Origin of the sequence: Bradyrhizobium sp. UFLA01-814, assembly GCF_046718885.1 — a bacterium.
GTDB lineage: Bacteria > Pseudomonadota > Alphaproteobacteria > Rhizobiales > Xanthobacteraceae > Bradyrhizobium > Bradyrhizobium elkanii.
The window spans coordinates 1-25,629 of sequence record NZ_JAQOSR010000136.1; the positions used below are offsets into that span (position 1 = coordinate 1).

A 25,629-nucleotide genomic window follows, 5' to 3' on the forward strand; every position below is an offset into this window, starting at 1 on the left:
CGGCGTCAAGCGCCAAGGACCCAACGGCTTCCCGCCCACCCACATCCTGACAGACTTCCAAGACACAGGGACCCATACGCCGCGGCCATCGGAATGGGTACGCGGCTAGACATTCTTTCGGCAACCCTATTCGGTGGTTATGGGTCCCGGCCCTCGCCGGGACGACGTGGTGTTCGTTGCGTTCGTCTTCAATCCGCAACCAGCACGTCGGCGACGAAGCGCGGCTCGCGCACCGCCTGGCCGGCGAAGGTCGAGCCTTCCTCGAACCAGGAGCGCGGCGCCGGCGCGCCCCACAGCGTCTGGCGGCGCGGATCGCGCAGCGACCAGCGCAGCGGCTCATGGTCGTGATCGCCGGTGAAATAGTCGCTGGTGTAGAGCTCGATGCGGTGGCCGTCGGGGTCGCGGATGTAGAGGAAGAAGGCGTTGGAGATGCCGTGCCGGCCAGGGCCGCGCTCGATGTTCTTGAGGAAGCCGGAGGAGGCCATCACGTCGCAGAGATGCACGATGTTCATCGCTGTCGGCACCCAATAGGCGATGTGGTGCAGGCGCGGGCCACGGCCGTTGGTGATGGCGAAGTCGTGGACGTTGCCCTTGCGGTGCATCCAGGCGGCAGCGATGCGGCCGTTGTCGCCGTCCTCCTCGGCATATTCGGTGAGGCGGAAGCCGAGCCGGGCGTAGAAGTCGACGGTGTCCTGAACCTCGGCGGCGAACACGTTGAAATGGTCGAGCCGCTGCGGATGGCAGCCCTTGTAGAGGTCGTAGCGCCGCAGCAGATGCGGGCGTTTCTCCATCGTGGCGTAAAGCTCGATCTGGAAGCCGAACGGATCGGTGAATTGCAGCGTGCGGCCCTGGAACGGCTGGTCGACGAAGGCGTAGGCGATGCCGTTCTCGGAGAAGAAGGCAGCGGCCTTGTCGAGGTCGCCGTCATTGCCGACCTTGAAGCCAAGCCGGTTGCAGGCCGCTTTCGGCGCCTTGCGCAGCACCACCGAGTGATGCTGGTGCTCCTCGCTGGCGCGCAGATACACCGACTTGTCGTCGCGGTCCTCGATGTGGAGGCCGACCGTCTTCTCGTAGAAGGCGGCGCTCTTGTCGAGATCCGTGACGTCGAGCACGGCATGGCTGCAGCGGATGATGTTGAACGGCGGATCGAAAACATGCGTCGGAACGGGCATCGGTGTTTCCCCTCAATTTTATCGTCATTCCGGGGCTCGCGAAGCGAGAACCCGGAATCTCGAAGTTCCGGGTTCGACGCTGCGCATCGCCCCGGAACGACGGCTGGCTAAATTCCCAGTTTCTGAATCTTGTGCGTCCCACGCGCGAGCGAGACGTGCTTGGTTTCCATGTAGAAGTCGAACGAATAGTCGCCGCCGTCGCGGCCGATGCCTGACGACTTCATGCCGCCGAACGGGGTCGGCAGATGGCGGACGTTTTCCGAGTTGAGCCAGATCATGCCGGCTTCCAGCGCATCCGCCACCCGCAGCGCGCGGCCCATGTCGCCGGTCCAGACATAGCCGGTCAGGCCGTATTGCACGCCATTGGCGATCTCGATGGCCTCAGCCTCGTCCTTGAACGGGATGACGGTCAGGAACGGGCCGAACACCTCTTCCTGCGCGACGCGCATCTTGGCGTTGGCGCCGGTGACCAGCGTCGGCTGCACATAGTGGCCGCCGCCGGGGCCGTCATGCGGCTGGCCGCCGACTGCGATCGTCGCGCCGTCGTTCTTGGCGACGTCGAAATAGCTGCACACCTTGGCGAGATGCCGCTCATGGATCAACGGCCCGATCTCGGTTGCGGGATCGAGGGGGTGACCCACCTTCAGCGCCTTCACGCGTTGGGTCAGTTTCTCGATGAACTTGCCGGCGACGCTCTCCTGAACCAGCAGCCGGCTCGACGACGTGCAGCGCTCGCCATTGAGCGAGTAGATCATGAACACGACCGCATCGAGCGCGCGGTCGAGATCGGCGTCGTCGAATACGATCACCGGGTTCTTGCCGCCGAGCTCGAAATGCACCCGCTTCAGGGTCGGTGCGCCCTGCGCCATGATCGCCGAGCCCGTCGCGCTTTCGCCGACGAAGCCGATCGCCTTGATGGCGGGGTGCTCGGTCAGCGCCTTGCCGGCCTCTTCGCCGAAACCATGCACGGTATTGAGCACGCCGTCGGGGATGCCGGCCTGTTTTGCGAGTTTGACCAGCAGATCGGCGGTTACCGGCGACCATTCCGCCGGCTTGTGCACCACGGTGCAACCCGCGGCGAGGGCGGGTGCGATCTTCCAGGTCGAGAGCATGAACGGCGTGTTCCACGGCGTGATCACGCCGACCGGGCCGATCGGCACGCGGGTCGAGATGTTCCAGTGCTCTTCCGAGGGCGTGTTGAGGCCGTCGCGGGCCTCGCCGCATTTGTCGGCGAAGAAGCGGAAATTCTCCGCGGCGCGGATCGCGGCCTTGGCCATGAAGCGGTGCGCCTGGCCGGTGTCGATGCATTCGAGCACGGCGATGTCGTCGGCCCGCGCCTCGATCGCATCGGCGACGCGATGCAGCAGCTTGCGGCGCTGCGCCGCCGGCATGTCGCGCCAGGCCTTGAAGGCCTTGGACGCCGCGGTCGCGGCACGGTCGATATCCTCGAAATTGCCGCGCGCGACCGTCGCCAGCACCGTGCCGTCGATCGGCGATTTCGTCTCAAAAATCTGCCCGGAGGCCGCCGGCACGATCTTGCCGTCGATCACATGGCCGATGCCTTCGGCTTTCAGCTTTGCAAGCAGTGGGCCGGCGCGATCGCGGTTGGCCTGGAACACGTCGGCTGACGATTTCGGGGTGGCTTTATCCATTGACCGTCTCCACCTTCAGTGCATCGTGGATGTTATTGCGCTTCCAGCTGGTGTCCTTGTCGTTGATCTGCATGTCGAACGACAACGCGAATTTGCTGTTGGCGAAGACCGGATCGAGATGGGCCGACAGCGCCTTGAAGATGTGCTCGCCGGCCTTCTTGCGGGTGGCGAGATCGCGGCCTTCGCCGAGCCGCAGCACCATGTCGAGGAAGCCGTAATTCTTGCGGCCGTCGGCGATCGCATAGTGCTCGCATCTGACGGCGCGGACGCGGATGCCGCCGAGCGGGAAGATGCCGGTCTGGACCGCGGCCTTGCGGACCAGTTCGACCGTCGCGCCCATGTCGACGAGATCGTCGAGATTGGCGGAGTATTCAAGCGTGAAATGCGGCATGCAGCGCTCCTGCTGAAGGCGTCAGGCGAAGTAGCAGCTTACGGAACCGTACGGTCCGTAATCGGCCTGGATGGTGTCGCCCTTGCGGGTCTCGATCGGACGGATGAAGGAGCCCGCCAGCACGACCTGGCCGGCCTCCAGCGCCAGTCCGTTCGGCGCGATCTTGTTGGCCAGCCACGCCACCGCGGTCGCCGGATGATTCAACACGCCGGCGGCCAGACCGGTTTCCTCGAGCTGACCATTTCGGAAGCACAGAGCGCCGATCCAGCGCAGGTCGGCGTCCAGCGGGCGGATCGGCCGGCCGCCGAGCACGATACCGGCATTGGCGGCGTTGTCGGCGATGGTGTCGAAGATCTTCCGCATCGCCTTGGTCTCGGGATCGACGCGCTCGACCCTGGTATCCAGGATCTCCAGCGCCGGTACCACGAAATCGGTGGCGTTCAGCACATCGAACAGCGTGCAGTTCGGCCCGGCCAGACGATGCTTCATCACGAAGGCAAGCTCGGCCTCGACGCGGGTGGCGATGAAGCGGTCGCTTGGCACCAGGCCGCCATCGGCGAAGAACATGTCGTCGAGCAGGATTCCGGAATCGGGCTCGTCGATATTGAGCGCGCTCTGCATCGCCTTCGAGGTCAGGCCGATCTTGTGGCCCTTGACGACGCGGCCCTGCTCCACCTTCATCTCGACCCAAGCCTTCTGAATCGCGTAGGCGTCTTCGAGGGTGATGCGGGGGTATTCCAGAGAGAGCTGGCGGATTTGCTTACGGGTCTTTTCCGCGCCGTCGAGCCGTTCGGCGGCAGCGCGGATATCGTCCTTGGAGAGGGCCATGCGTGCTACACAAAAGTGGATGTCGGGAGATGATTAACATGTTAAGTGAATTCCCGCAAACTGAATCAAGGCATGTTGCAACGCAAAATTTCGTTGCGCAGGATTAGGTAATGGCGCGCAAAAATTCGAACGACATTCGGCCGGGGCAGGGCGACGACGCGGCGGCGCGACGGACCCCGATGCGCGAGTTCTCGCGCTCGCTGCCGATGTCGCTGCTCCGCGCGCGCGAGGCGGTGATGCGGCAATTCCGACCGTCGCTGCGCAATCACGGGCTGACCGAGCAGCAATGGCGGATCCTGCGCGCGCTCACCGCGGTCGACGAGATCGAGGTCACCGAGCTCGCCCGCATGGCGTTTCTGCTCGGCCCGAGCCTGTCGCGAATCCTTCGCGATCTCGAGGGCCGCGCGTTGATCGAGCGCAAGGCGGCTGAGAACGACGCGCGGCGCGCGGTGGTCTCGATCTCCGCCAAGGGGTTGAAGCTGATCGAGGCGGTGGCGCCGACGTCGGAGACGATCTATGCCGAGATCACCCGGCGCTTCGGGGCGCGCAAGCTTGCCGAATTGCAGGAGATGCTGGGCGCGCTCGAAGCGAGCCTGGCCGGAATGGGCTCGGCCGATGACGCCGAGGTCGAGGCTGACGAGTAGTTGCGATCATGCGCGGCATTCGCGCTCAGGTCATGTAGGGTACGCGCGAAATCACGTTGATGGCGCGGAATTCGGCAATCCAGCCCGCGACCTTCGAGTGGGACCATTCGATATGGCGGCGCAAGATGGCTGCCGCCGCGTCGCCGTCACGCGTGCGCAAAGCCTCGATGATCACCAGATGCTCGTCCATGAAGGAATCGATCTGCGGCGCGGTCAGGGCGACCTGAATGTGCTTGCCGATCACGAACGCGCAGTGGGTGCGCTTGAGGGCTTCGATCATCTCGCGATTGGCGCCGTAACCCAGGCAGCGGATATGGAGGTCGCCTTCGATCTCATCGAGTTCGCCGACGCCGACGCGGTCGCGATACTGGATTCCCTCGCGCAGCCGCTCCGCCATCCGGTCGAGCAGGGCGGCAGGAATCGTTGCCGTCGCGGATTTAAGGAGCAGCGGCTCGAGCGTTGCGCGCACCTCGAAGATGTCGCGGAGGCGGTCCTCGTCCAACGGCACCACGTACCAGTGCGCCTTGGCGCCTTTCTCGAGGATGCCGATCGCCTGCGCACGTAACAGCAGGTTGCGCGCCACCGTGCGCCCCACCCGGAAATGCCGCGCCAATGCGAGCTCGCTGACGCGGAAGCGTCCGAACAGCGACCGGTAAATGATCTCACGTTCGAGCTTGTAGTAGAGAGTATCCCAGGCGTCGCTGCGCACGGCGTCGACGGGGCCGTCGGTCAGCCCAAACATTTCCGGCGTGATCGGGACGCGCCGAGGGTCGACCTTGCGCTTGCCGGCGATGACGCCGCGACCGTCGAACCGGCGCACCAGGCCGATATGCTCGAGCTGTTCGAAAGCCTGCCGCACCGGAGAGCGGCTGGAGCCGAACAAGGTCGCGATCGCCGATTCGGAAAGAACCGTGCCAGGTGGCACGTCACCGGCGCGGATGTGCTTTGCCAATGCGCTCTTGATCAGCGCGTAGGCCGGCTGCTTCCGTCTGGTCTGCGATTTCGCTCTTGGAATCGACATCGATGACTGCCCGCCGGTCACACTAACACGTGATCGCGCCACGGTCGTTGGTAGCAGGCATTTACGCACCGCTGCCAGCGAACTTTTGGCTATTGCGTGCAATGTGCAATCATGGTTAGCTACGTCAAACGCCAGATCGATGGTCGTCGTTGCACGTCTTGTGCGCTGCAGCGGTGCTGATGTTTGTTCGCCGCGCCGTTCAATGGCTGCGGATAGGGCAGCAGATTGACGCGTCAGCTCGTTTCAACGCAGCCGACATGCAAGCTCGGCGCACCACAGGGAGGATTGAATGAAACTGACGAGGCGTGAGTTTTCCGCCGGCTTGGCGGCAGGTCTCGCTGCACCCGCGCTGATGCGCAGCGCTTGGGCGCAGGGTGCGACGATCAAGATCGGCATGTGCGTGCCGGTGACCGGACCGGCGGCGGAGCAGGGGCTGTGGGCCCAGAACGGCGCCAAGCTGGCGCTGGCTGCGGTCAACAAGGCCGGCGGCGTGCTCGGCAAGCAGGTCGAGCTCGTCATCGAGGACGATCAGACCACCAATCCGGGCATCGTGCTGGCGTTCTCCAAGCTCGCCGCTCAATCCGACATCGTCGCCTTCCTTGGCTCGATCCGTTCGACTCAGGTGCAGGCGATGGCGCCCGACGTGATCAAGGTCGGCAAGCCGGTGATGATCGGCGGCACCAATCCCGACCTCACCCATTCCGGCAATCCCTGGCTGTTCCGCTTCCGCCCGAACGACAATTACTCCGGCCGCGTGATCGCCGACTTCGGCGTCAACACGCTCGGCAAGAAGAAATGGGCGATCGTCCATTCCACCGACGCCTTCGGCACTGCGGGGGGCAAGGCGCTCACCGAAGCGCTGACCAAGCTCGGCGCGCCGCCGGTGCTCGACCAGGGTTATGCCAACCAGAGCCAGGACTTCACGCCGGTCGTGCTGGCCGTGAAGCAGTCCGGCGCTGACGTGCTCGGCACCTACTTCACCTTTGAGAACGATCTCGGCATCTTTGCCCGGCAGCTGCGTCAGCTCGGCGTAAATATTCCCTGGGTCGGCTCGCCCTCGGTGGTGGCGGTCTCCTCGACCAAGCTCGCCGGTCCCGCGCTGTTCAACACCTACGGCGTCGCCGACTTCGCCGAGGACTCGAGCGATGCCGCGAAGGCGTTCGGCAAGGCCTATCGCGATGCCTACAAGACCGCGCCCGACAACCAGAGCGCCTGGCCCTATGATGCGATCACCATCCTGTCGGCGGCGATCAACAAGGCGGGCTCGACCGATCCGAACAAGGTCCGCGACGCCATCCTTGCGACGCAGAAATTCGCCGGCGCCGAGGGTGAATACAATTTCGACAAGAACGGCGACGGTCTGCACGGCTACAACGTCGTGAAGAACGACAAGGGCAAGATCGTCTACGACAAGCATATCGACTTCAACGATTGATAGCGGTTCGGCCTCTCCGGGCCATCTCGGAGAGGCCGTTCGTCCGCGATACAAATCTCAGATCGAGCGCTCGTCATGGATCTCGTCCTCCAATTGCTCTTTACCGGAATCGGCATCGGCGCGGTCTACGCGCTGGTCGCGCTTGGTTTCGTGCTGATCTTCCGCGCCACCAACGTGGTGAACTTCGCGCAAGGCGAGTTCTCGATGGTCGCCGCCTATCTGATGGTGGTGTTCTCGGTCGATCTCGGCTGGCCTTACTGGCTGTCGTTCCTGATCGCGCTCGCCGGCATGGCGTTGTTCGGCGTCATCTTCAATCTCGGCGTCTATTATCCGCTGCGCAATCGCACCTATCTGCCCGTGATCATCGCCACCATTGGCGCCTCGATCCTGCTGTCGAACTCGGTGCTCGCGATCTATGGCCCGCAGCCGCAGGTGCTGCAGGGCTGGTTCGATACGCCCGGCATTCAGCTTGGTCCGGTCTATCTCGACAGCCAGTATCTTCTGATCATCGCCGTCACGATCCTCTTGGTGCTGTTCAATTTCTGGTTCTTCGAGAAGACGCTGCTCGGCAAGAAGCTGCAGGCGACCTCGCAGGACAAGGAAATGGCCTCGCTGCTCGGCATTTCCGTTTCCACCATGATCATGATCACCTTCATCTATTCGGCCGTGCTCGGCGGTCTCGCCGGCATCCTGGTGGCGCCGGTGCTGTTCGTCTCGATCCAGATGGGTTCGACGATTGCGCTGAAGGCGTTTGCCGCGACCATCATCGGCGGCTTCGGTGATGTCGCAGGCGCCATCGTCGGCGGCCTCGCGCTCGGTGTCATCGAGACGTTCGGTGCAGCCTATATTTCAGTGCCGTACAAGGACGGCTTCGCCTTCCTGGTGCTGATCGCTTTCCTGGTGTTCCGGCCGCAGGGCATCTTCGGCGAACGTGTCGCGGAGAAAGCATGAGCGCCACCGACAACATGATCCCCGCGCCGGCCGTGCGCTCGAAGCCGCTGATCATCCGTCATCTGCCGTATTTCATCGGCGCCGCGGTGCTGGTGGCGCTCGCCGCCGGCATGCGGTTCGACGGTTACATCCTCAACATCCTGCTGCAGGCCACGACTTTCTCGATCGCGGTGTTCGGGCTGTCGGTCGTGCTCGGCCTGTGCGGCCAGATCAACCTGGCGCAGGCCGCGTTCTTCGGCTTCGGCGCCTATGCGGTCGGCCTCGGCACCGCCGACCTGCATCTGAACTTCTGGCTCTGCCTGGTTGGCGCCTGCGCGATCACATTGATTGCCGGCGCTTTCCTCGGTATGTCGACGCTGCGGCTCGGCGGACACTACCTTGCGATGGTGACGATCTCGTTCCAGCAGATCGTGACGCTGGTGATGATCAACGCCATCGGCGTGACCCACGGGCCGGACGGCGTCGCCAATATTCGCCGGCCCGAGCTGTTCCAGTCCTCGCAGAGCTATCTGGCCTTCTGCGTCGCGATGCTCGCGATCGTCGGTTACCTGGTCTGGCATCTTCCTGATACCAAGCTCGGCCGCGCCATGCGTGCGGTGCGCGACAACGAGCTTGCGGCCGGCGTCAACGGCATCGACGTGTTCCGCACCAAGATCTACGCCTTCGGGCTGTGCGCGTTGCTCGGCGGTCTGGCCGGTGGCCTGTTCGCCGGCGGCTTCGCCTATGTCAGCCCGGACCAGTTCTCGTTCGCGGAATCGATCGTGTTCCTGACCATGTCGCTGCTCGGCGGCGTGGCCTCGCCGATCGGCTCGGTGATCGGCACGGGCCTCTTGATCCTGATCCCGGAATGGCTGCGCTTCCTCAAGAGCGTGCCGGGACTTTATCTGGCGATCTACGGCCTGTTCGTGATCCTGATCATTCGCTTCATGCCCGACGGTATCTGGGGTTTTGTGTCGGACGCATTCACGCGTTGGCGTGCGCACACCAAGGCGCCGCCGGCCGCGGCGGCCTTGCAGCTCAAGCCCGCGACGTCCGGCGGCGACATCGTGCTCGAAGTGACCGGGCTCTCGAAGCATTTCGGCGGCCTCAAGGCGGTCGACGGCGTCGATATCGCGGTGAAGCGCGGCAGCGTGCATGCGCTGATCGGACCGAACGGCTCCGGCAAGACCACGACGCTGAACGTGCTGTCCGGTCTCTACAAGGCGACCGCGGGCAGGATCGTGCTCGACGGCACCGACATCACCAACATGGCGCCGCATCAGCGCACGGCGGCCGGCCTCGGACGCACCTTCCAGAACATCCGCCTGTTCCGCTCGATGACCGCGCTCGAGAATGTCGAGATCGGCGCCGAGCGTCCCGGCAACACCATGATCGGGAAGGGCGAGGACGCGCTGACCGAGCGCGCGATGGAGGCGCTGACCTTCGTCGGCCTCGGCAGCCGCGCCAACGAATTGATCTCGAGCTTCTCCTATGGCCACCAGCGGCTGATCGAGATCGCGCGGGCGCTGGCGTCGAACCCGACGCTGCTGCTGCTCGACGAGCCGGCCGCCGGCCTCAACTCGACCGAGAAGCTGGAGTTGCATGAGCTGCTCAAGCGCATCGCAGCCCAGGGTCTCACCATCCTGATCATCGATCACGACATGACGCTGGTGTCGGAAGCGGCGCAGCACATCACCGTGCTGAACTTCGGACGCCGCATCGCGGACGGCGAGTCCATGGCGGTGTTGCGCCATCCCGACGTCGTCTCCGCCTATCTCGGGAGCGAATGATGCCGCTGCTCGAAATCCGCAATCTCGTGGTCCGCTACGGCGAGATCGAGGCGCTGCGCGGCGTCACCATCGCCGTGGAGCAGGGGCAGGTGGTCACGCTGCTCGGCGCCAACGGCGCCGGCAAGTCGACCACGTTGCGCGCGATCTCAGGCCTCGCCAAGCCCGCCTCCGGCGACATTATGTTCGACGGCCACTCGATCGCCGGCCTCGGGCCGGAAGCGATCGTCCGGCTCGGCATCTCGCATGTGCCGGAAGGCCGCCGCGTGTTTCCGGGTCTCACCGTGAAAGAGAACATCATGCTCGGCGCGTCGAACCGAAAGGTGTCGGCGTCGCAGATCTCGCGCGAGGCCGACGCGATGTTCGACCTGTTCCCGGACATCCGCGCCTTCTCCAACGCGCTCGGCTGGACGCTGTCCGGCGGCCAGCTGCAGATGGTCGCGGTGGCGCGCGGCCTGATGGCCAAGCCTCGGCTGCTGCTGCTCGACGAACCGTCGCTCGGGCTGGCGCCCGTCATCGTGCAGTCGGTGTTCCGCATTATTTCGCAGATCAGGAAGGACACCACGGTCTTGCTCGTCGAGCAAAATGCGCGCATGGGACTCTCGGTTGCCGATCACGGCTTCGTCCTGGAAACAGGACGGATCGTGCTGGGCGGCAAGCCCGACGAATTGTGGGGCAATGAAGCCATCGCCGCGGCCTATCTCGGCGGCCACGCCAAGACCCACGCCTGACAACGTCCCGTGCTTTACTGAGCGAGCTGGTTTTTCATGGTCACCATCAAGGTCGATAACCTCATCAACTTCGTGTCCGAGGTGTTTTCCCATTCGGAGTCCTCTCCGGAAGAGGCGAAGCGCATTGCGACCTATCTGACGACCGCGAATCTTACAGGTCACGACAGCCACGGGGTGATCCGCGTGCCTGTTTATGTCAGGTGGAAGAAGATGGGCTCGATCGTGCCGAACCAGACTCCCGAGGTGGTGGTCGACACGCCGTCGCTCGCGGTGGTCGACGGCAAGTTCGGTTATGGCCAGACCGTCACGCCGGTTGCGGTCAAGCTCGGCATCGAGAAGTGCAAGAAGGCGGGGCTCGCCGCGGTCGCGCTGCGCAACTCCGGCCATCTCGGCCGCGTCGGCGACTGGGCCGAGATGGCCGCCGCTGAAGGTCTTGTTTCAATTCATTTCGTGACCGCGGCGGGCTCGTTGCTGGTCGCGCCTTACGGCGGCGTCGAGAAGCGCCTGTCCACGGCGCCGTATTGCGTCGGCATTCCGCGTCAGGGCCAGGATCCGATCGTGCTCGATTTTGCGACCTCGGTTGTCGCCGAGGGCAAGTGCCTGGTGGCAAGCCGCGGCGGCAAGAAGCTGCCGATCGGCGCGCTCGTCGATGCCGACGGCACGCTGAGCGAGGATCCGCACGTGCTGTATGGTCCGTACACGCCGGACGGACCGCGCGACCACACCAAGGGAACTGGCGCGATCCGCGCCTTCGGCGATCACAAGGGCTCGGGTCTCGCCTTCATCTGCGAACTGCTCGGCGGCGCGCTGACCGGCACCGGTGCGACGTCGTCGGACCGGCGCTTCGCCAACGGCATGATGGCGTTCTACATCGACCCCAAAGTGATCGACACCAGCAATTTCTTCGATGGCGAAATCACCCGCTACACTGATTTCATCCGCGCCACTAAGCCGATCGCGGGAACAGATTCCGTGCTGGTTCCGGGCGATCCCGAGCGGAAAACCCGTGCCGATCGCACCAGGAACGGCATCCCCTTGCCTGACGACACCTGGGCGGCGATAGTGAATACCGCGCGCGAAGTCGGCGTCAGCGAAGTTTCTATCCAGCGGGCGACCAGCTGAAGGCTCGTCCCCCAATAAACCGCAAAGGGAAACGCGATCAATGGCAAACAAGGTCAAGCAAGTCTGGGCATCCGGCAAGGCGGTGGTGAACGCGTGGCTCGCGATTCCCTCCGGGTTTTCAGCCGAGGTGATCGCGCAGTGTGGCTTCGACAGCGTCACCGTCGACATGCAGCATGGTGTGCAGGACTATCAGTCGATGGTGCAATGCTTCCAGTCGATGCACGCCCATCCGGTCACTCCGATGGTCCGCGTGCCCTGGAACGAGCCTGGCATCATCGGCAAGGTGCTGGACGGCGGCGCCTATGGCGTGATCTGCCCGATGGTCAACACACCGCAGGAAGCCAAGAACCTCGTCTCCTACGCCAAGTATCCGCCGAAGGGCGTACGCTCCAACGGCCCGATCCGCGCCGGCATGTACGGCTCGGCCGGCACCTATCAGCAGACCGCCAACGACGAGATCGTGCTGCTGCCGATGATGGAGACGAGGACCGCGGTCGAGAACATGGAAGCGATCCTCGATGTCGAAGGCATCGACGGCGTGTATGTCGGCCCGTCCGATCTCGGCTTCTCCTACGGCCTGGTGCCGAAGCTCGATCGCGACGAGCCGGAGATCCTCAAGATCTACGAGAAGATCATCAAGGAGTGCGGCAAGCGCGGCCTCAATCCGGGCATCCACTGCTCGGGCGCCGACGGCGCGGTGCGCGCGATCAACATGGGCTTCAAGCTCGTGACGCTGTCGAACGAGGTCGGCCTGATGCAGGTCTACGCCAAGATGCAGGTCAACGCGACCCGCGAGAAGTCCGGCGGCAAGGCGTAAGCTGATCCTCTCCCTCTTCCCGTTCTTCACGGGGTCGAGACCAGCGAAGCTGGCTCTTAGAGGGTTGGGGTGAGGGGCCTCTATCCGGCGAGCACCATCGTTGTAAGTGACATCGTGCCTCGCCCCTCACCCGGATCGCTGACGCGATCCGACCTCTCCCCGTAAAGGACGGGGAGAGGTGAAGAAGACACCAAGGAGAACTCCCATGGCCTCGGCACAAGTGATCCGCCTGCACGCCGACGACAGCGTCCTGATCGCGCGCGCGAGCTTGCCGCCGGGGCTTGAGGTGACCGAGGGCGTCACGACGGTTGATCGGATTCCCGCGGGCCACAAGGTCGCGATCAGGCCGATCGCGCAGGGCGAGCCGATCCGGCGCTACGGCCAGATCATCGGCTTTGCAACCCAGGCGATCGCGCCCGGCCAGCACGTGCATACCCAGAACTGCGGCATGGGCGATTTCGCCAAGGACTATGCCTATGGCGTCGACGTCAAGCCGGTGCCGAACTTCGATCTGCCGGCGACGTTCGAAGGCATCCGCCGCGCTGACGGCCGCGTCGCGACCCGCAACTATATCGGCATCCTCACCTCGGTGAATTGCAGCGCCCATGTCGCCGGCATCGTGGCCGACATGTTCAAGAAGAATCCGTTCACCGGCGACAATCCGCTCGCCGATTTCCCGAACGTCGACGGCGTCGTCGCGCTGACCCACAAGACCGGCTGCGGCATGACCCAGGACGAGCCGTTGGCGCTGCTGCGTCGGACGCTCGGCGGCTATGCGCGTCACGTCAATTTCTCCAACGTCATCGTGCTCGGCCTCGGCTGCGAGGTGAATCAGATCGGCGGCCTGATGCAGGAGCAGAAGCTTGCCGGCCGGCTGCGCGCGATGGATATCCAGGAGGTCGGCGGCACGCGGAAGACGGTGGAAGCCGGCGTTGCCTTCGTCAAGGAGGCGCTCGCCGACGCCAACAAGGTCAAGCGCGAGGCGGTGCCGGCGAGCGAGCTCACCGTGGCGCTGCAATGCGGCGGCTCGGATGGTTACTCCGGCGTATCCGCCAATCCCGCGCTCGGCGCGGCGAGCGATCTCTTGGTCCGTCACGGCGGCACCGTGATCCTCTCGGAGACGCCCGAGACCTATGGCGCGGAGCATCTTCTCACTCGCCGCGCCGTCAGCCGCGAGGTCGGCGAGAAGCTGGTCGGCCTGATGCGCTGGTGGGAGGAATACACGAGCCGCGAAGGCGCCGAGATGAACGCCAATCCGAGCCCCGGCAACAAGGCCGGCGGTCTCACTACCATCCTGGAGAAGTCGCTGGGCGCGATGGCCAAGGCCGGCAGCACCAACCTCGTCGACGTCCTCAACTACGCCGAGCCCGTCACCAAGAAGGGTTTTGTGTTCATGGATACGCCCGGCTACGACCCGGTCGCCGCGACCGGGCAGGTCGCCGGCGGCGCCAACCTCGTCTGCTTCACCACCGGCCGCGGCAGCGTGTTCGGCTGCAAGCCCGCGCCGTCGATCAAGCTCGCCACCAACACGCCGATGTACAAGCGGATGGAAGACGACATGGACGTCAATTGCGGCACCATCCTCGACGGCAAGGAGAGCGTGCAGGAATGCGGCCAGCGCATCTTCGACCTCATGCTCAAGACCGCCTCGGGTCAGCCGACCAAGAGCGAGAGCTTTGATTTCGGCGGCGCCGAATTCGCGCCGTGGGTGCTGGGCGCGACGATGTGAGAGAGGCTGCGATATAGCCTGTACTCCAGCGTCGTCCCTGCGAAAGCAGGGACCCATAACCACCGGCCGTGGTTATGTGGAAGGTGTCTGCCACCGTCTTTCATCATTTGGATCACGCGGTATGGGTCCCTGCTTTCGCAGGGACGACAACCTTTACCGAACAGCCTTCCCGGGTTGCGCGGACCCTGTCATCGGGCGCGCATTCGCGCGACCCGTTGGCTCCATCCGGGCTACAGGCTTAGGAGCTACAATTCAGGCCGCATTCTCGCTGTCGTCCCGGCGAAAGCCGGGACCCATACCGCGTGATCTATCGATTAAAGGCGGTGGCAGACACCTTCCGTATCACCACGGCCGGTGGTTATGGGTCCCGCTTTCGCAGGGACGACAAGGAAGTACGTTGGCGAAAGAAGCTTCCCGCACTACGCTACGCTCCATCCGGACTACGGACGGGTCGGAGGAATCATGGGTGCGCGTCGGCTGGGAATTGTTGGATGCATCGCATTTCTCGCCGCCTTGAGTCTCGGCGCCGGCTCGGCTGACGCCGCAACCATTGTCGCGCTTGGCGCGAGCAATACCTACGGCAAAGGCGTGGCGCGCAACCAGGCCTATCCCGCGCAGCTCGAAGCGATCTTGCGGGCGAAGGGATTGAACGTCCGCGTTGTAAATGCCGGCATCAATGGCGACACCACGGAAGGGATGCTGCAACGCCTGGACCGCGCCGTCCCGAACGGGACCCGTGCGGTGATCTTGCAGCCAGGCGGCAATGATCGACGCAAGGGCAGCCCTGACCGGACAGCGGATATTCAAAGTCGCCTCAGCGCCCGTGGCATCGCGGTAATCATGCTCCCGAACGGGATGCTGGGTGGACTCCCCCATCAGTCCGATGGTGTGCATTTGACCCCCGAGGGCTATCATACGCTCGCCGAGCAGCTTGCCTCGCAGGTATCCGGCGCGATCGGCCGCTAGCAATCGCGTAGCAGGATGAAGCCAACGAGGTCGCGCGAATGCGCGCCCGATGACAGGCTCCGTGCAATCCGGGACTTTTACTGCGGATGAAGACCCCGGATTGCGCTTCGCTCCATCCGGGCTACTGATCACGCCCTTACCTTGGGCACCCCGTGCCCGTTGTTAGTGCTTGATGTCGACCGGAACCAGTGTTCTGCTCAAAAAAGCTGCTGGAGCCCTCGGTCCGTGTCGATATCGGTCGCACTGCATCACGTCACGCACTACACATACGACCGGCCGATCGATCTCGGGCCTCAGACCATTCGGCTTCGGCCCGCGCCGCATACGCGCACGCCGATCACAAGCTATTCGCTCAAGGTCACGCCCGCCAATCACTTCGTGAACTGGCAGCAGGACCCACAGGGCAACTGGCTGGCGCGCTACGTGTTTCCGGAAAAGACCACCGAGCTCAAGGTCGAGGTCGATTTCACCGCTGACATGACGGTGGTCAATCCGTTCGACTTCTTCATCGAGCCCTATGCCAACAGCTTTCCGCTTGAGTATCCCGGCGATCTCAAGACCGAGCTCGCGCCCTATCTCGAGACCGATGAGCCCGGGCCATTGCTCGCGGCTTACCTCAAGGAGATTCCGCGCCAAGCCGACAGCACCGTCAATTTCCTGGTCGAGCTGAACGCGCAGCTACAGAAGAAGATCGGCTACGTCATCCGCATGGAGGCCGGCATCCAGACGCCGGAGGAGACGCTGGCCGCGGGCTCCGGCTCCTGCCGCGATTCGGCGTGGCTCTTGATCCAGACGCTGCGCCACCTCGGGCTCGCCGCGCGTTTCGTCTCTGGATATCTGGTTCAGCTGCGGCCGGACATCGATCCGCTCGAGGGTCCGCGCGAGGTCGAGAGCGATTTCACCGACCTGCATGCCTGGGCCGAGGTCTATCTGCCGGGCGCGGGGTGGATCGGTTTCGACGTCACCTCCGGCATGCTGACCGGCGAGGGCCACATCCCGGTCTGCGCCACGCCGCACTATCGCTCGGCGGCGCCGGTGACCGGCACCGCAGGTGTTGCCAATGTCGAGTTCGGCTTTGAGATGAGCGTCAAGCGCATCGGCGAGGCGCCGCGCATCACCAAACCATTCTCCGATCAATCCTGGGCGCGGCTCGACCGGCTCGGCGAGCAGGTCGATGTCGATCTGAAGAAGGACGATGTGCGCCTGACCATGGGCGGCGAGCCGACCTTCGTTTCGGTCGACGATCTGGAATCGCCGGAGTGGAACGTCGCCGCGGTCGGCCCGACCAAGCGCGCGCTCGCCGATGAATTGATCCGCAAGCTGCGCACCCGGTTCGCGCCCGGCGGCCTGCTGCACTACGGCCAGGGCAAATGGTATCCCGGCGAGAGCCTGCCGCGCTGGGCCTTCGGTCTCTACTGGCGCAAGGACGGCAAGCCGATCTGGAAGAATGCCGAGCTGATCGCTGGCATCGAGAATTCGCGCAAGGCCGAGATCGCGGAAGCCCGACGTTTCGTCGAGGCGACCGCAGCGAGGCTCGGTCTCAGCGCCGACTATGCCATGCCCGCCTATGAAGATCCGGGTTTCTGGCTGCAGCGTGAGGCCGGCCTGCCGGCCAATGTAACCCCTACGAATTCCAAACTGACCGATCCGGAAGAGCGCGCGCGCCTTGCGCGGGTGTTCGACGAGGGCCTGACCACGCCGAAAGGCTACGTGCTGCCGATCCAGCGCTGGACGCCGCTTGGCGATCGCGTGCCGGCGCGCTGGCGCAGCGAGCATTGGAAAATCCGGCGCAGTCATCTGTTCTTGTCGCCCGGCGACTCGCCGCTGGGCTTGCGGCTTCCGATTTCATCGCTCGAATATGTCCCGCCGGACGATTATCCCTACGTCGTCGAGCGCGATCCGATGGCGCCGCGCGCTGCGCTTGCTGACGAGCTGCAGCAAGCCTTGAAGGAGATTCCCGAGCCGCTGCCGGTGCGCACCGCGATGTCGATCGAGGTTCGCGACGGCGTGCTGTGTGCCTTCATGCCGCCGGTCGAGAAGGTCGAGGATTATCTCAACCTGATCGCGGCGATCGAAGCCGCCGCCGAGGAGCTGCAGCTGCAAGTCCATGTCGAGGGTTACGCGCCGCCTTTCGATCCGCGCATCGAGGTGATCAAGGTGACGCCGGATCCCGGCGTGATCGAGATCAATGTGCAGCCGGCACAGAGCTGGCGCGAGGCCGTCGACATCACGCTCGGCCTCTATGAGGATTCCGCGAAGACGCGGTTAGGGGCGAACCGTTTCCTGATCGACGGCCGCCACACCGGCACCGGCGGCGGCAACCACATCGTGGTTGGCGGCAGCAAGCCGGAGGATTCACCGTTCCTGCGCCGGCCTGACCTGTTGAAGAGCCTCGTGCTGTACTGGCAGCGGCATCCGTCGCTGTCCTATCTGTTTTCCGGCATGTTCATCGGCCCGACCAGCCAGGCGCCGCGCATCGACGAGGCGCGGCATGACGGGCTCTATGAGCTGGAGATCGCGCTGTCGCACGTGCCGCCGCCGGGCATGGACGGGCCGTTGTGGCTGGTCGATCGCCTGTTCCGGCACATCCTGGTCGACATCACCGGCAACACCCATCGCGCCGAGATCTGCATCGACAAGCTCTATTCGCCCGACGGCCCGACCGGCCGGCTTGGCCTCGTCGAATTCCGCGCGCTCGAGATGCCGCCCGATCCGCGGATGTCGCTGGCGCAGCAGCTGTTGATGCGCGCGCTGATCGCAAAGCTGTGGCGCGAGCCGCAGCAGGGCAAGTTCGTGCGCTGGGGCACCGCGCTGCATGACCGCTTCATGCTGCCGCATTTCCTCTGGGAGGATTTTCTCGGCGTGCTCGCCGAGCTCAAGCAATCCGGCTACGACGTCGAGCCGGAATGGTACCAGGCTCAGCTCGAATTCCGCTTCCCCGCCTTCGGCCGCGTTCATCATGGTGGCGTGGGCCTTGAGCTGCGCCAGGCGCTCGAACCCTGGCATGTGCTGGGCGAGGAGGGCACCTCGGGTGGCACCGTGCGCTACGTCGATTCCTCGGTCGAGCGTCTCCAGGTGAAGGCGACCGGCTTCGTCGAGGGGCGCCATGTCATCACCTGCAATGGCAGACGGATGCCGATGACTGAGACCGGCCGTGCCGGCGAGGCGGTCGCGGGCGTCCGCTTCAAGGCCTGGCAGCCGGCCTCCGGCCTGCATCCGACCATTCCCGTGCATGCACCGCTGACCTTTGACTTGATTGATACCTGGAACGGCCGCTCGCTCGGCGGCTGCGTCTATCATGTCGCCCATCCCGGCGGCCGCAACTACGAGACCAAGCCGGTCAATTCCTACGAGGCCGAGGCGCGGCGGCTGGCGCGCTTCCAGGAGCATGGCCACACCCCCGGCAAGATCGAGACGCCGCCGGAGGAACGCACAATTGAGTTTCCCTTGACCCTCGACTTGCGGACGCCGCTCCTGCACTAATTGTGTCAAGGGGAAGTGGAATGACCGCATCGGGTGGCCAAGGCAATAGTCAAGGCAGCAGTCAGGAGAGCAGGGCCCGTCCCGGTCAGCGCCGGATGGCGCAGTGGACCCGCGACTATGTCCGGCTGCCCGGCATTCCCGACGAGTATATTGCCGACAACGGCGCGCCGCGGCCGGCCTGGGCGCGCTTCTTCGACGCCTTTGCCGCGCTGTCGCCGGCCGATATCGAGCGCCGCTTCGCCTCCGCCGACCGCCATCTGCATGAGGCCGGCGTCACCTATCGCGCGCCCGGCGATACGTCGGACCGGATCTGGCCGCTCAGCCATCTGCCGCTGATCATCGATGCGGCGGACTGGCGGCAGCTCGCCGCCGGCGTCGCGCAACGCGCGCAGCTTCTGGAGATGGTGCTGGCCGATCTCTACGGCGAGGGCCGCCTTGTTGCCGACGGCGCCATCCCCGCGGCGGCGATTGCCGGCAGCAGCGAGTATCTGCGCGCGGTCAGCGGCATCAAGCCGCCGGGCGGCCGCTATCTGCATCTTTATGCCGCCGACATCGGCCGCGGGCCCGACGGGCGCTGGTGGGTGCTCGGCGATCGTACGCAAGCGCCGTCGGGCGCCGGCTATGCGCTGGAAAACCGCCTGGTGCTGTCGCGCGCCTTTTCCAATCTCTACAAGTCGATGAATGTCGAGCGGGTCGCGCCGTTCTTCGAGGCGTTCCGCGATTCGCTGCGCGCCAGCGCCGATCGCGACGAGCCGCGGATCGGCCTGCTGACGCCTGGCGCGTTCAGCGAGACCTATTTCGAGCACGCTACGCTGGCGCGCTATCTCGGTTTTCTGCTGGTCGAGGGCGACGATCTCGCGGTCTCCGGCGACCGCATCCACATCCGCACCGTTGCCGGATTAAAGCGGCTCGACGTTCTGTTGCGCCGGGTCGATTCCAACATGCTCGATCCGCTCGAGCTCGACGCGTCCTCCTATCTCGGCGTGCCCGGGCTCGTCGAGGTGCTGCGCAAGGGCGGCGTCGTGGTCGCCAACATGCCGGGCTCCGGCGTGATGGAGGCGAGGGCACTGCTCGGCTTCCTGCCCAATCTCTGCCGGCGCCTGCTCTCTGAAGACCTGATGATGCCGCACATCGCGACCTGGTGGTGCGGCCAGAAATCCGCGCGCGAGCATGTGCTGTCGCGGCTCGACGAGTTCGCGATCGAAGGCGCCTATGGCCGTGGCGTCGCGGATTTTCCCGGCAACGGACCGGTGCTGCCGGGCGAATTGTCGGCCGCGGATCGCGACCGCCTGAAGGATGCGATCAGCTATCGCGGCATCGATTATGTCGGTCAGGAGCTGGTGCGGCTGTCGACCACGCCGGTATGGGAGAACGGCCGCATCACGCCGCGTCCATTCGTGTTGCGGGTGTTCGCGGCGGCGACGCCGAACGGCTGGACGGTGCTGCCCGGCGGGTTCTGCCGGATTGCCGATCGGGCCGATGCGCGCGCGGTGTCGATGGGCGATGGCGCGGTGTCCGCCGACGTCTGGGTGGTCTCCGACAGGGCGGTTGCGACCTCGACCTTGCTGCCGGCGGGTGACACCGTCCGCATCCGCCGCATTGCGGGCGTGCTGCCGAGCCGTGCCGCCGACAATCTGTTCTGGCTCGGCCGCTATCTGGAGCGCGCCGAGGCCACCATCCGGCTGATCCGCGCGCTGTGCACGCCGCTGCGCGATCCCGCGCGAGCGAATTCGAACGGCGCGGCGCCGGCGATGCATTCGGCCGAGCGCATCCAGCGCATGCTGGTCGCCTGGGGCGCGGCCTCGCAGACCGCGCGCGCCAATCTCGCCAGGGTCGCGCTCGAAGCGCTGCAGAGCGAGGAGAAATTCGGCTCGGCGCTGTCGCTGGTGCGATCGGCGCAGCGCACGGCGACTTCGCTCCGCGAGCGGCTGTCGCCGGACGCCTGGCAGGTCATCACCGAGATGGCTGATCGGCTCGCCATCGAGGTTCATGACGATGACGGCGTCGTCAGCGCCGCGGAGCTGACCCTGCAGGAGCTCGCAAGCTTCGCCGGCCTCGCACAGGAAAACATGAACCGCGCCGCCGGCTGGCGTTTCCTCGAGATGGGCCGCCGCGCCGAGCGCGCCGTCAACACCACGCGCTTTGCCCGTCAGTTCGCCTATGACGAAGCCGGCGACGAGGATCTCGACGTTCTGCTCACGCTGGTCGACTGCCAGATCACCTATCGCTCGCGCTATCTGGTGCAGCCGCTGCTCGCACCGGTGCGCGATCTGGCGGTGCTCGATCCCTACAATCCGCGCTCGGTTGCATTTCAGGTCGCGGCGCTGAACGAGCACATCGCCGCACTGCCGAGCCTGAAGGAGCATGGCCTGATCGAGCGGCCGCAGCGGCTAGCTGTCGCGGTCGAGGCAATGCTCACAACGGCTGAAGCCTCGAGCCTCGACGTCAAGACGCTGTTCGCGCTGGAGCAGGATCTGCTCAACCTCGCCGACGCGATCGGGCTGCATTATTTCCCGCACGGACCGAATGCCAGCCGGCCGGAGAAGCTCACGGGGCTGGCGTGATCTACGACATCCGTCACGTCACGACCTATAGCTACGAGACCCAGGTCAGCTTCGCGCGCTGCTCGCTGCGGCTGGAGCCGATCAGCGGCGACGGGCAGCAGCTGATCTCGCATTCGGTCGAGATCCGTCCGAAGCCCGCGGAACGCACCACAAGGCGCGACTTCTTCGGCACGCTCACGGAAAGCGTCCTGATCGAGACCGCGCATCGCAGTCTGCGCATCGATGCCCGCTCGCGGGTCTCGGTGGCGCGGCAGCCGCCGGCGCGCGACGCCGCCAGCCCGCGCTGGGAGGACGTGCGTGACAACGCGTTCGAGGCGTTGAGCCTCGATGCGGCCTCGCCGGTCGGCTACGTCTTTGCCAGCGCACTGGTGCCGGTGCTACGGCCCGTGACGGCCTACGCTTCCGCGAGCTTTTTGCCCGGTGGCGGCATCCTCACCGGGGCGGCCGACCTGATGCGCCGCATCCGAAACGACTTCAAATACGATCCCAAGGCGACCGTGATCTCGACGCCGCTTCGCGACGTGTTCGAAAAGCGCCATGGCGTGTGCCAGGACTTTGCCCATGTGATGATCGCGGGGCTGCGCGGCCTCGGCCTGCCCGCGGCCTATGTCAGCGGCTATTTGCGCACCATTCCGCCGCCGGGCCAGCCGCGGCTGCAGGGCGCGGACGCCACCCATGCCTGGGTCTCGGTCTGGTGCGGCAGCGCGCTTGGCTGGATCGGGTTCGACCCGACCAACGATCTGATGGTCGGGAGCGACCACATCATTCTCGCCATCGGCCGCGACTTTGCCGACGTCTCGCCGGTCGACGGCGTCATCGTCGGCGCGCGCAAGCAAAAGCTCGCCGTTGCGGTCGACGTGCTGCCGGTGGAGTGAGCCGGGACGGGCGCGCGGCGCGCTCGATCGCGCCAATGCGATCGCGATCAGGCGACGTGCCGCTTGCCCGATTTGTCCCACCCGATCGGGCTGACGATGACGCGGTCGCGGCCTTCACGCTTGGCTTGATAGAGCGCGAGGTCCGCGGCCTTGAGCAGATCGCGCGACGTGCGCTCGTGGTCCGGGACGAGGCACGACAATCCGATGCTGACGGTCGGCAACTCAGGCTCGGATTCCCGCGCAGCCGCCAGCTTGGCGCGAATCCGTTCGGCAATTTCCAGGGCGCCCGTCTTGCCGATGCCCGGCAGCAACACCGAAAACTCCTCGCCGCCATAGCGGGCGCCGAGATCGGTTGCACGTTTGGCGCTGCTTGCGATGCACCGTCCCACGGTGGTGAGCACGGCGTCGCCGGCCTGATGCCCGTACGTGTCGTTGTAGATCTTGAAATGATCGACGTCGATCATCAGAAGCGAGACCGGCGCCTTTGCGCGCATGCCACGGCGCCATTCGACGTCAAGGGTATCGTCGAGGCGGCGGCGGTTGGCGAGGCCTGTCAGTGCATCCGTGTTCGCGAGGTGCGCGAGCCGGTCTTCCGCGGCGGCCCGCCGTTTGAGAGCGGCCACCAGGTAGAACATCAGGACGATCGAGAAGCCGCAGAGCGCTGCAACCACGCTGCCGATCAGCCAGAGCTGCTGCCACCAGTCGGCATAGATGCCGTCGAGCGCGAGACCCTCGGCGATGAGCAGGCGATTGTGTCCGACCGCCTGGAAAACATAGAGCCGGCTGACATGATCGACGATCGATTTCGTGATGTAGGAGCCGGACTGGTGTGCCGGAAACTGCTTGAAGACCAGAGAGTCCTTGATGCTTTGCCCGATCTTGCTGATGTCGAACGGGGCGCGCATCAGTATGACGCCATCGCTGTTGAACAGCGCCATGCTGTCGCCGAAGCCGAAGTTCAGCTTGCGAAACAGATTGTGGAAATAGCTCAGCCGCATGCTGCCCGCGACCACGCCGGCAAAGGAGCCGTCATCATTGTTGATGCGGCGGCTGAGGCTGATCAGATATTCGCCATCAGAAGTAATCCACGGAGCGCTGATGAACAGGCCGCTGTCCGCTCGCGTCTGATGCGCCCGGAAGAAGTCTCGATCGGCGAAATTTGCGGCCCGCGGTGTCAACGTCCTGGAATCGAGCGTGACGTCCCCCGCCGCATTCAGCACGAGAATCGAGCCGAGATCCTTGGCTGTGGCGGCGCGGTCGAACAGCACGACCTGGCGAAGCTCCGGGCTGATCTTGCCGAGCTCCGGCAGCTTGACGCCGTCGGCGACCGCCTGGAGCGAGAGGTCGTAGAGGTCGATGTTGCGGTCGATCTCGCTGGCGATGGAGGCGACGAGGTTGGTCGCGCCTTCCTTCGCATGCCGATAGTCCTTGCCCGCCATCTCCCAGAGAATGGATGCGCAGATCGCCGAAAAGCAGAGAACGAGGCCGATCCCGAGCGCAAGGAGCCGTTTGGTCGGCACCGCTTTCGGCCTTGGCAAAAGCCCGTTCATTGCTCGCTTCCACTCTCCCGCGCAGTGACACTTTCTATGGAGGCATCAAATTGAGAAATGCGACCTGAAGCGGACGCAATTTGCGTCCGTGCATTGGGAGAGTCTTAACCATCCAGATTGCCGGGGCCCTGTCGTAGGGCCTCGCAACGTCGCGGGATCGGCTCAGGTTCCGGTCCGCTGCAGGCCGTCGGCCGCGTCGCTGCGCAGGTTGCGGAAGAACTGCTCGACCTCGCGCGACAGCGTCTCGGCGGTTGCGGTCAGATCGTTTGAGGCCGCGAGCACCGATTCCGCCGCCTTGCTGGTCTGGTCCATATCGTCGCGGAGCGAGCCGACATTGGTAACCAGGGTCTCGTTGCCCTGGGCGGCCATCTGTGCATTGGCGGAGATTTCGCGCGTCGCCGCGTCCTGCTGGCCGATCGCGCTCGCGATGTTCGCGGTGACGTTGCTGATCTCGCGTACCGCCTGGCCGATCTCGCGCACGGCGGCCACCGAGTTGCGGGTCGAGGCCTGGATCAGGCCCACATTCTCGCTGATCTCGGCGGTTGCCTTCGCGGTCTGGCCGGCCAGCGCCTTGACCTCGTGCGCGACGACGGCGAAGCCACGGCCGGCATCGCCGGCGCGGGCGGCTTCGATGGTGGCGTTGAGGGCGAGCAGGTTGGTCTGCTCGGCGATCGCCTGGATCAAGCTCAGCACTCCGTCGATACGCTGGGTGGTGGCGGCGAGGCCCTCGATCTCGGTGATCGAGCGGTCGGTGCGTACACCGGCCTGATCGACGGCGCCGGACGACTGCTTGACCTGGCGGCCGATCTCCTCGACCGAGGCGGAGAGTTCTTCGGCCGCGCCCGCCACCGCGGAGACGTTGCTCGAAGCCTGTTCGGTGGCGCCTGCCGCCGCCACCGCGCGGCCGCTGGCGTCCGACGCGACGGTTGCGATGGTCTGAGCGGTTTGACGCATCGTCGCAGCGTTGTCATGCACCGCGCGGAGCACCTCGCCGATCGTGCCACGGAACGCTTCGACGAAGGTCTCGATATGCCGGCCGCGCGCGTCGCGCGCCTCGGACTCCTCTACGACCTGCGCGTTCAGGCTGCGATTGCGGTCCATCGCGTCCTGGAAGACCTTGATGGCGCGTGCCAGTGCGCCGATCTCGTCGCTGCGCCCGACATGCGGTACTTCGACATGGTCGGTGCCCTCGGCGACGCGCTTGATCGTCGTGGTGATCTGCGACAGCGGCCGGGCCACCGAGCGGGCGATGATCAGCACGCCGAGTACCACCACAATCAAGGCCGCGGCGCCGAGGCCGGTCAGCACCAGTGCCATCGTGCGGTTGGTGTCGGTCTCCCGCGCCAGCTTCTTGCTGCGCTCGGCATAGACCTTGGAGAGCGCCTCGAGATCCTTGTTGAGCGCGGTGCGCACGTCGCGGTTGGCGTCGTTGTCGCCCCACTCCCGCCCGGCTGCGGCGCCGATCTCGATGCCGCGGCGTACCAGCTCTTTGCGGAAATCGATGAACTGCTCGATGCGCTTCTTGAACACCGCGAACTGGGCGGCGTCGTCGGCCTGCACCAGCGTTTCCCAGTTCTTGACCACGCCGAGAATGCGTTCGTTGAACGCCAGCAGCCCGTCGCCGTATTTCTTCACCGCTGCCGGATCAGTCGACATGTAGATGCCGCGGGATTCCATCACCACGGCGTAGACCAGTGAATTGACCCGCTCGACATTGAGTGCGGCACGGCTTGCGAGGTCGACGGCCTCGGTCAGCTCGGCATTGCGCCGCGCATTGTATTCGGACAGGAAGGTGATGGCCGCGGTCAGCGCCGCAATCAGCGCAAACGTCGAGTACAGCCTGGCAGCAAGCGAGAATCGGGATGCCATTGGAGGCCGGGACATGGAGATGGGCTGTCTCTTATACACATCTGACGCTGCCGACGACCATGG

19 protein-coding genes are annotated in these 25,629 nt (G+C 65.0%); 12 read left to right on the forward strand and 7 right to left on the reverse strand.

Going from position 1 to position 25,629, the window contains the following annotated elements; genetic code table 11:
- Positions 1-188: 188 nt before the first annotated feature.
- The 4 genes from hpaD to hpaH all read right to left on the reverse strand — a co-directional run bounded on the left by hpaD (position 189) and on the right by hpaH (position 4,043).
- Positions 189-1,172, reverse strand: coding sequence for a 3,4-dihydroxyphenylacetate 2,3-dioxygenase (hpaD, locus tag PMN64_RS31725; RefSeq protein WP_028338720.1), 984 nt, complete (start codon positions 1,170-1,172; stop codon positions 189-191).
- Between the two features lie 107 nt (positions 1,173-1,279).
- Positions 1,280-2,824 (reverse strand): 5-carboxymethyl-2-hydroxymuconate semialdehyde dehydrogenase, encoded by a 1,545-nt coding sequence (gene hpaE / locus PMN64_RS31730; protein ID WP_411783530.1) that lies wholly within the window; start codon positions 2,822-2,824, stop codon positions 1,280-1,282.
- Positions 2,817-3,215, reverse strand: a complete 399-nt coding sequence (locus tag PMN64_RS31735; protein ID WP_411783531.1) for a 5-carboxymethyl-2-hydroxymuconate Delta-isomerase — start codon at positions 3,213-3,215, stop codon at positions 2,817-2,819. The genes hpaE and PMN64_RS31735 overlap by 8 nt, the downstream gene beginning before the upstream one ends.
- Before the next feature lie 21 nt (positions 3,216-3,236).
- Positions 3,237-4,043, reverse strand: coding sequence for a 2-oxo-hept-4-ene-1,7-dioate hydratase (gene hpaH / locus PMN64_RS31740; RefSeq protein WP_411783532.1), 807 nt, complete (start codon positions 4,041-4,043; stop codon positions 3,237-3,239).
- A 110-nt stretch (positions 4,044-4,153) separates the two neighbouring features.
- On the opposite strand from hpaH, the gene hpaR reads away from it, so the two are divergent.
- Positions 4,154-4,687, forward strand: coding sequence for a homoprotocatechuate degradation operon regulator HpaR (gene hpaR / locus PMN64_RS31745; RefSeq protein ID WP_092083320.1), 534 nt, complete (start codon positions 4,154-4,156; stop codon positions 4,685-4,687).
- Between the two features lie 25 nt (positions 4,688-4,712).
- Here hpaR and PMN64_RS31750 read toward each other — a convergent pair whose 3' ends face one another.
- Positions 4,713-5,708: a GntR family transcriptional regulator gene (locus tag PMN64_RS31750; protein ID WP_304499331.1), complete on the reverse strand. Its 996-nt coding sequence runs from the start codon at positions 5,706-5,708 to the stop codon at positions 4,713-4,715.
- 289 nt (positions 5,709-5,997) lie between these two features.
- On the opposite strand from PMN64_RS31750, the gene PMN64_RS31755 reads away from it, so the two are divergent.
- The 11 genes from PMN64_RS31755 to PMN64_RS31805 all read left to right on the forward strand — a co-directional run bounded on the left by PMN64_RS31755 (position 5,998) and on the right by PMN64_RS31805 (position 22,147).
- Positions 5,998-7,143, forward strand: a complete 1,146-nt coding sequence (locus PMN64_RS31755; protein WP_028338714.1) for an ABC transporter substrate-binding protein — start codon at positions 5,998-6,000, stop codon at positions 7,141-7,143.
- A 75-nt stretch (positions 7,144-7,218) separates the two neighbouring features.
- Complete coding sequence (locus PMN64_RS31760; protein ID WP_028338713.1) at positions 7,219-8,094, forward strand: branched-chain amino acid ABC transporter permease; 876 nt, start codon at positions 7,219-7,221, stop codon at positions 8,092-8,094.
- Positions 8,091-9,863, forward strand: a complete 1,773-nt coding sequence (locus PMN64_RS31765; protein WP_028338712.1) for an ABC transporter permease subunit — start codon at positions 8,091-8,093, stop codon at positions 9,861-9,863. The genes PMN64_RS31760 and PMN64_RS31765 overlap by 4 nt, the downstream gene beginning before the upstream one ends.
- Entirely contained in the window at positions 9,863-10,591 is a 729-nt protein-coding gene (locus PMN64_RS31770; protein ID WP_028338711.1) for an ABC transporter ATP-binding protein, read from the forward strand. Before PMN64_RS31765 ends, PMN64_RS31770 begins: the two co-directional genes overlap by 1 nt.
- Before the next feature lie 36 nt (positions 10,592-10,627).
- Positions 10,628-11,713 (forward strand): malate/lactate/ureidoglycolate dehydrogenase, encoded by a 1,086-nt coding sequence (locus PMN64_RS31775; protein WP_028338710.1) that lies wholly within the window; start codon positions 10,628-10,630, stop codon positions 11,711-11,713.
- A 40-nt stretch (positions 11,714-11,753) separates the two neighbouring features.
- Positions 11,754-12,530 (forward strand): HpcH/HpaI aldolase family protein, encoded by a 777-nt coding sequence (locus PMN64_RS31780; protein WP_411783533.1) that lies wholly within the window; start codon positions 11,754-11,756, stop codon positions 12,528-12,530.
- Between the two features lie 205 nt (positions 12,531-12,735).
- A complete protein-coding gene (locus tag PMN64_RS31785) occupies positions 12,736-14,259 on the forward strand; it encodes a UxaA family hydrolase (RefSeq protein ID WP_411783534.1) in 1,524 nt (507 codons plus the stop codon).
- Between the two features lie 462 nt (positions 14,260-14,721).
- Entirely contained in the window at positions 14,722-15,225 is a 504-nt protein-coding gene (locus PMN64_RS31790) for a GDSL-type esterase/lipase family protein (RefSeq protein ID WP_028338707.1), read from the forward strand.
- Between the two features lie 225 nt (positions 15,226-15,450).
- Complete coding sequence (locus tag PMN64_RS31795; protein WP_411783535.1) at positions 15,451-18,708, forward strand: DUF2126 domain-containing protein; 3,258 nt, start codon at positions 15,451-15,453, stop codon at positions 18,706-18,708.
- Positions 18,709-18,728: 20 nt separating this feature from the next.
- Positions 18,729-21,272 (forward strand): circularly permuted type 2 ATP-grasp protein, encoded by a 2,544-nt coding sequence (locus PMN64_RS31800; protein ID WP_411783536.1) that lies wholly within the window; start codon positions 18,729-18,731, stop codon positions 21,270-21,272.
- Complete coding sequence (locus PMN64_RS31805) at positions 21,269-22,147, forward strand: transglutaminase family protein (RefSeq protein WP_411783537.1); 879 nt, start codon at positions 21,269-21,271, stop codon at positions 22,145-22,147. The genes PMN64_RS31800 and PMN64_RS31805 overlap by 4 nt, the downstream gene beginning before the upstream one ends.
- Before the next feature lie 47 nt (positions 22,148-22,194).
- Here the strand turns inward: PMN64_RS31805 and PMN64_RS31810 are convergent, their stop codons facing one another.
- Together PMN64_RS31810 and PMN64_RS31815 are read right to left on the reverse strand one after the other, a co-directional pair.
- Complete coding sequence (locus PMN64_RS31810; RefSeq protein WP_411783538.1) at positions 22,195-23,697, reverse strand: diguanylate cyclase; 1,503 nt, start codon at positions 23,695-23,697, stop codon at positions 22,195-22,197.
- A gap of 162 nt (positions 23,698-23,859) precedes the next feature.
- A complete protein-coding gene (locus PMN64_RS31815; protein WP_411783539.1) occupies positions 23,860-25,581 on the reverse strand; it encodes a methyl-accepting chemotaxis protein in 1,722 nt (573 codons plus the stop codon).
- Positions 25,582-25,629: the final 48 nt, after the last annotated feature.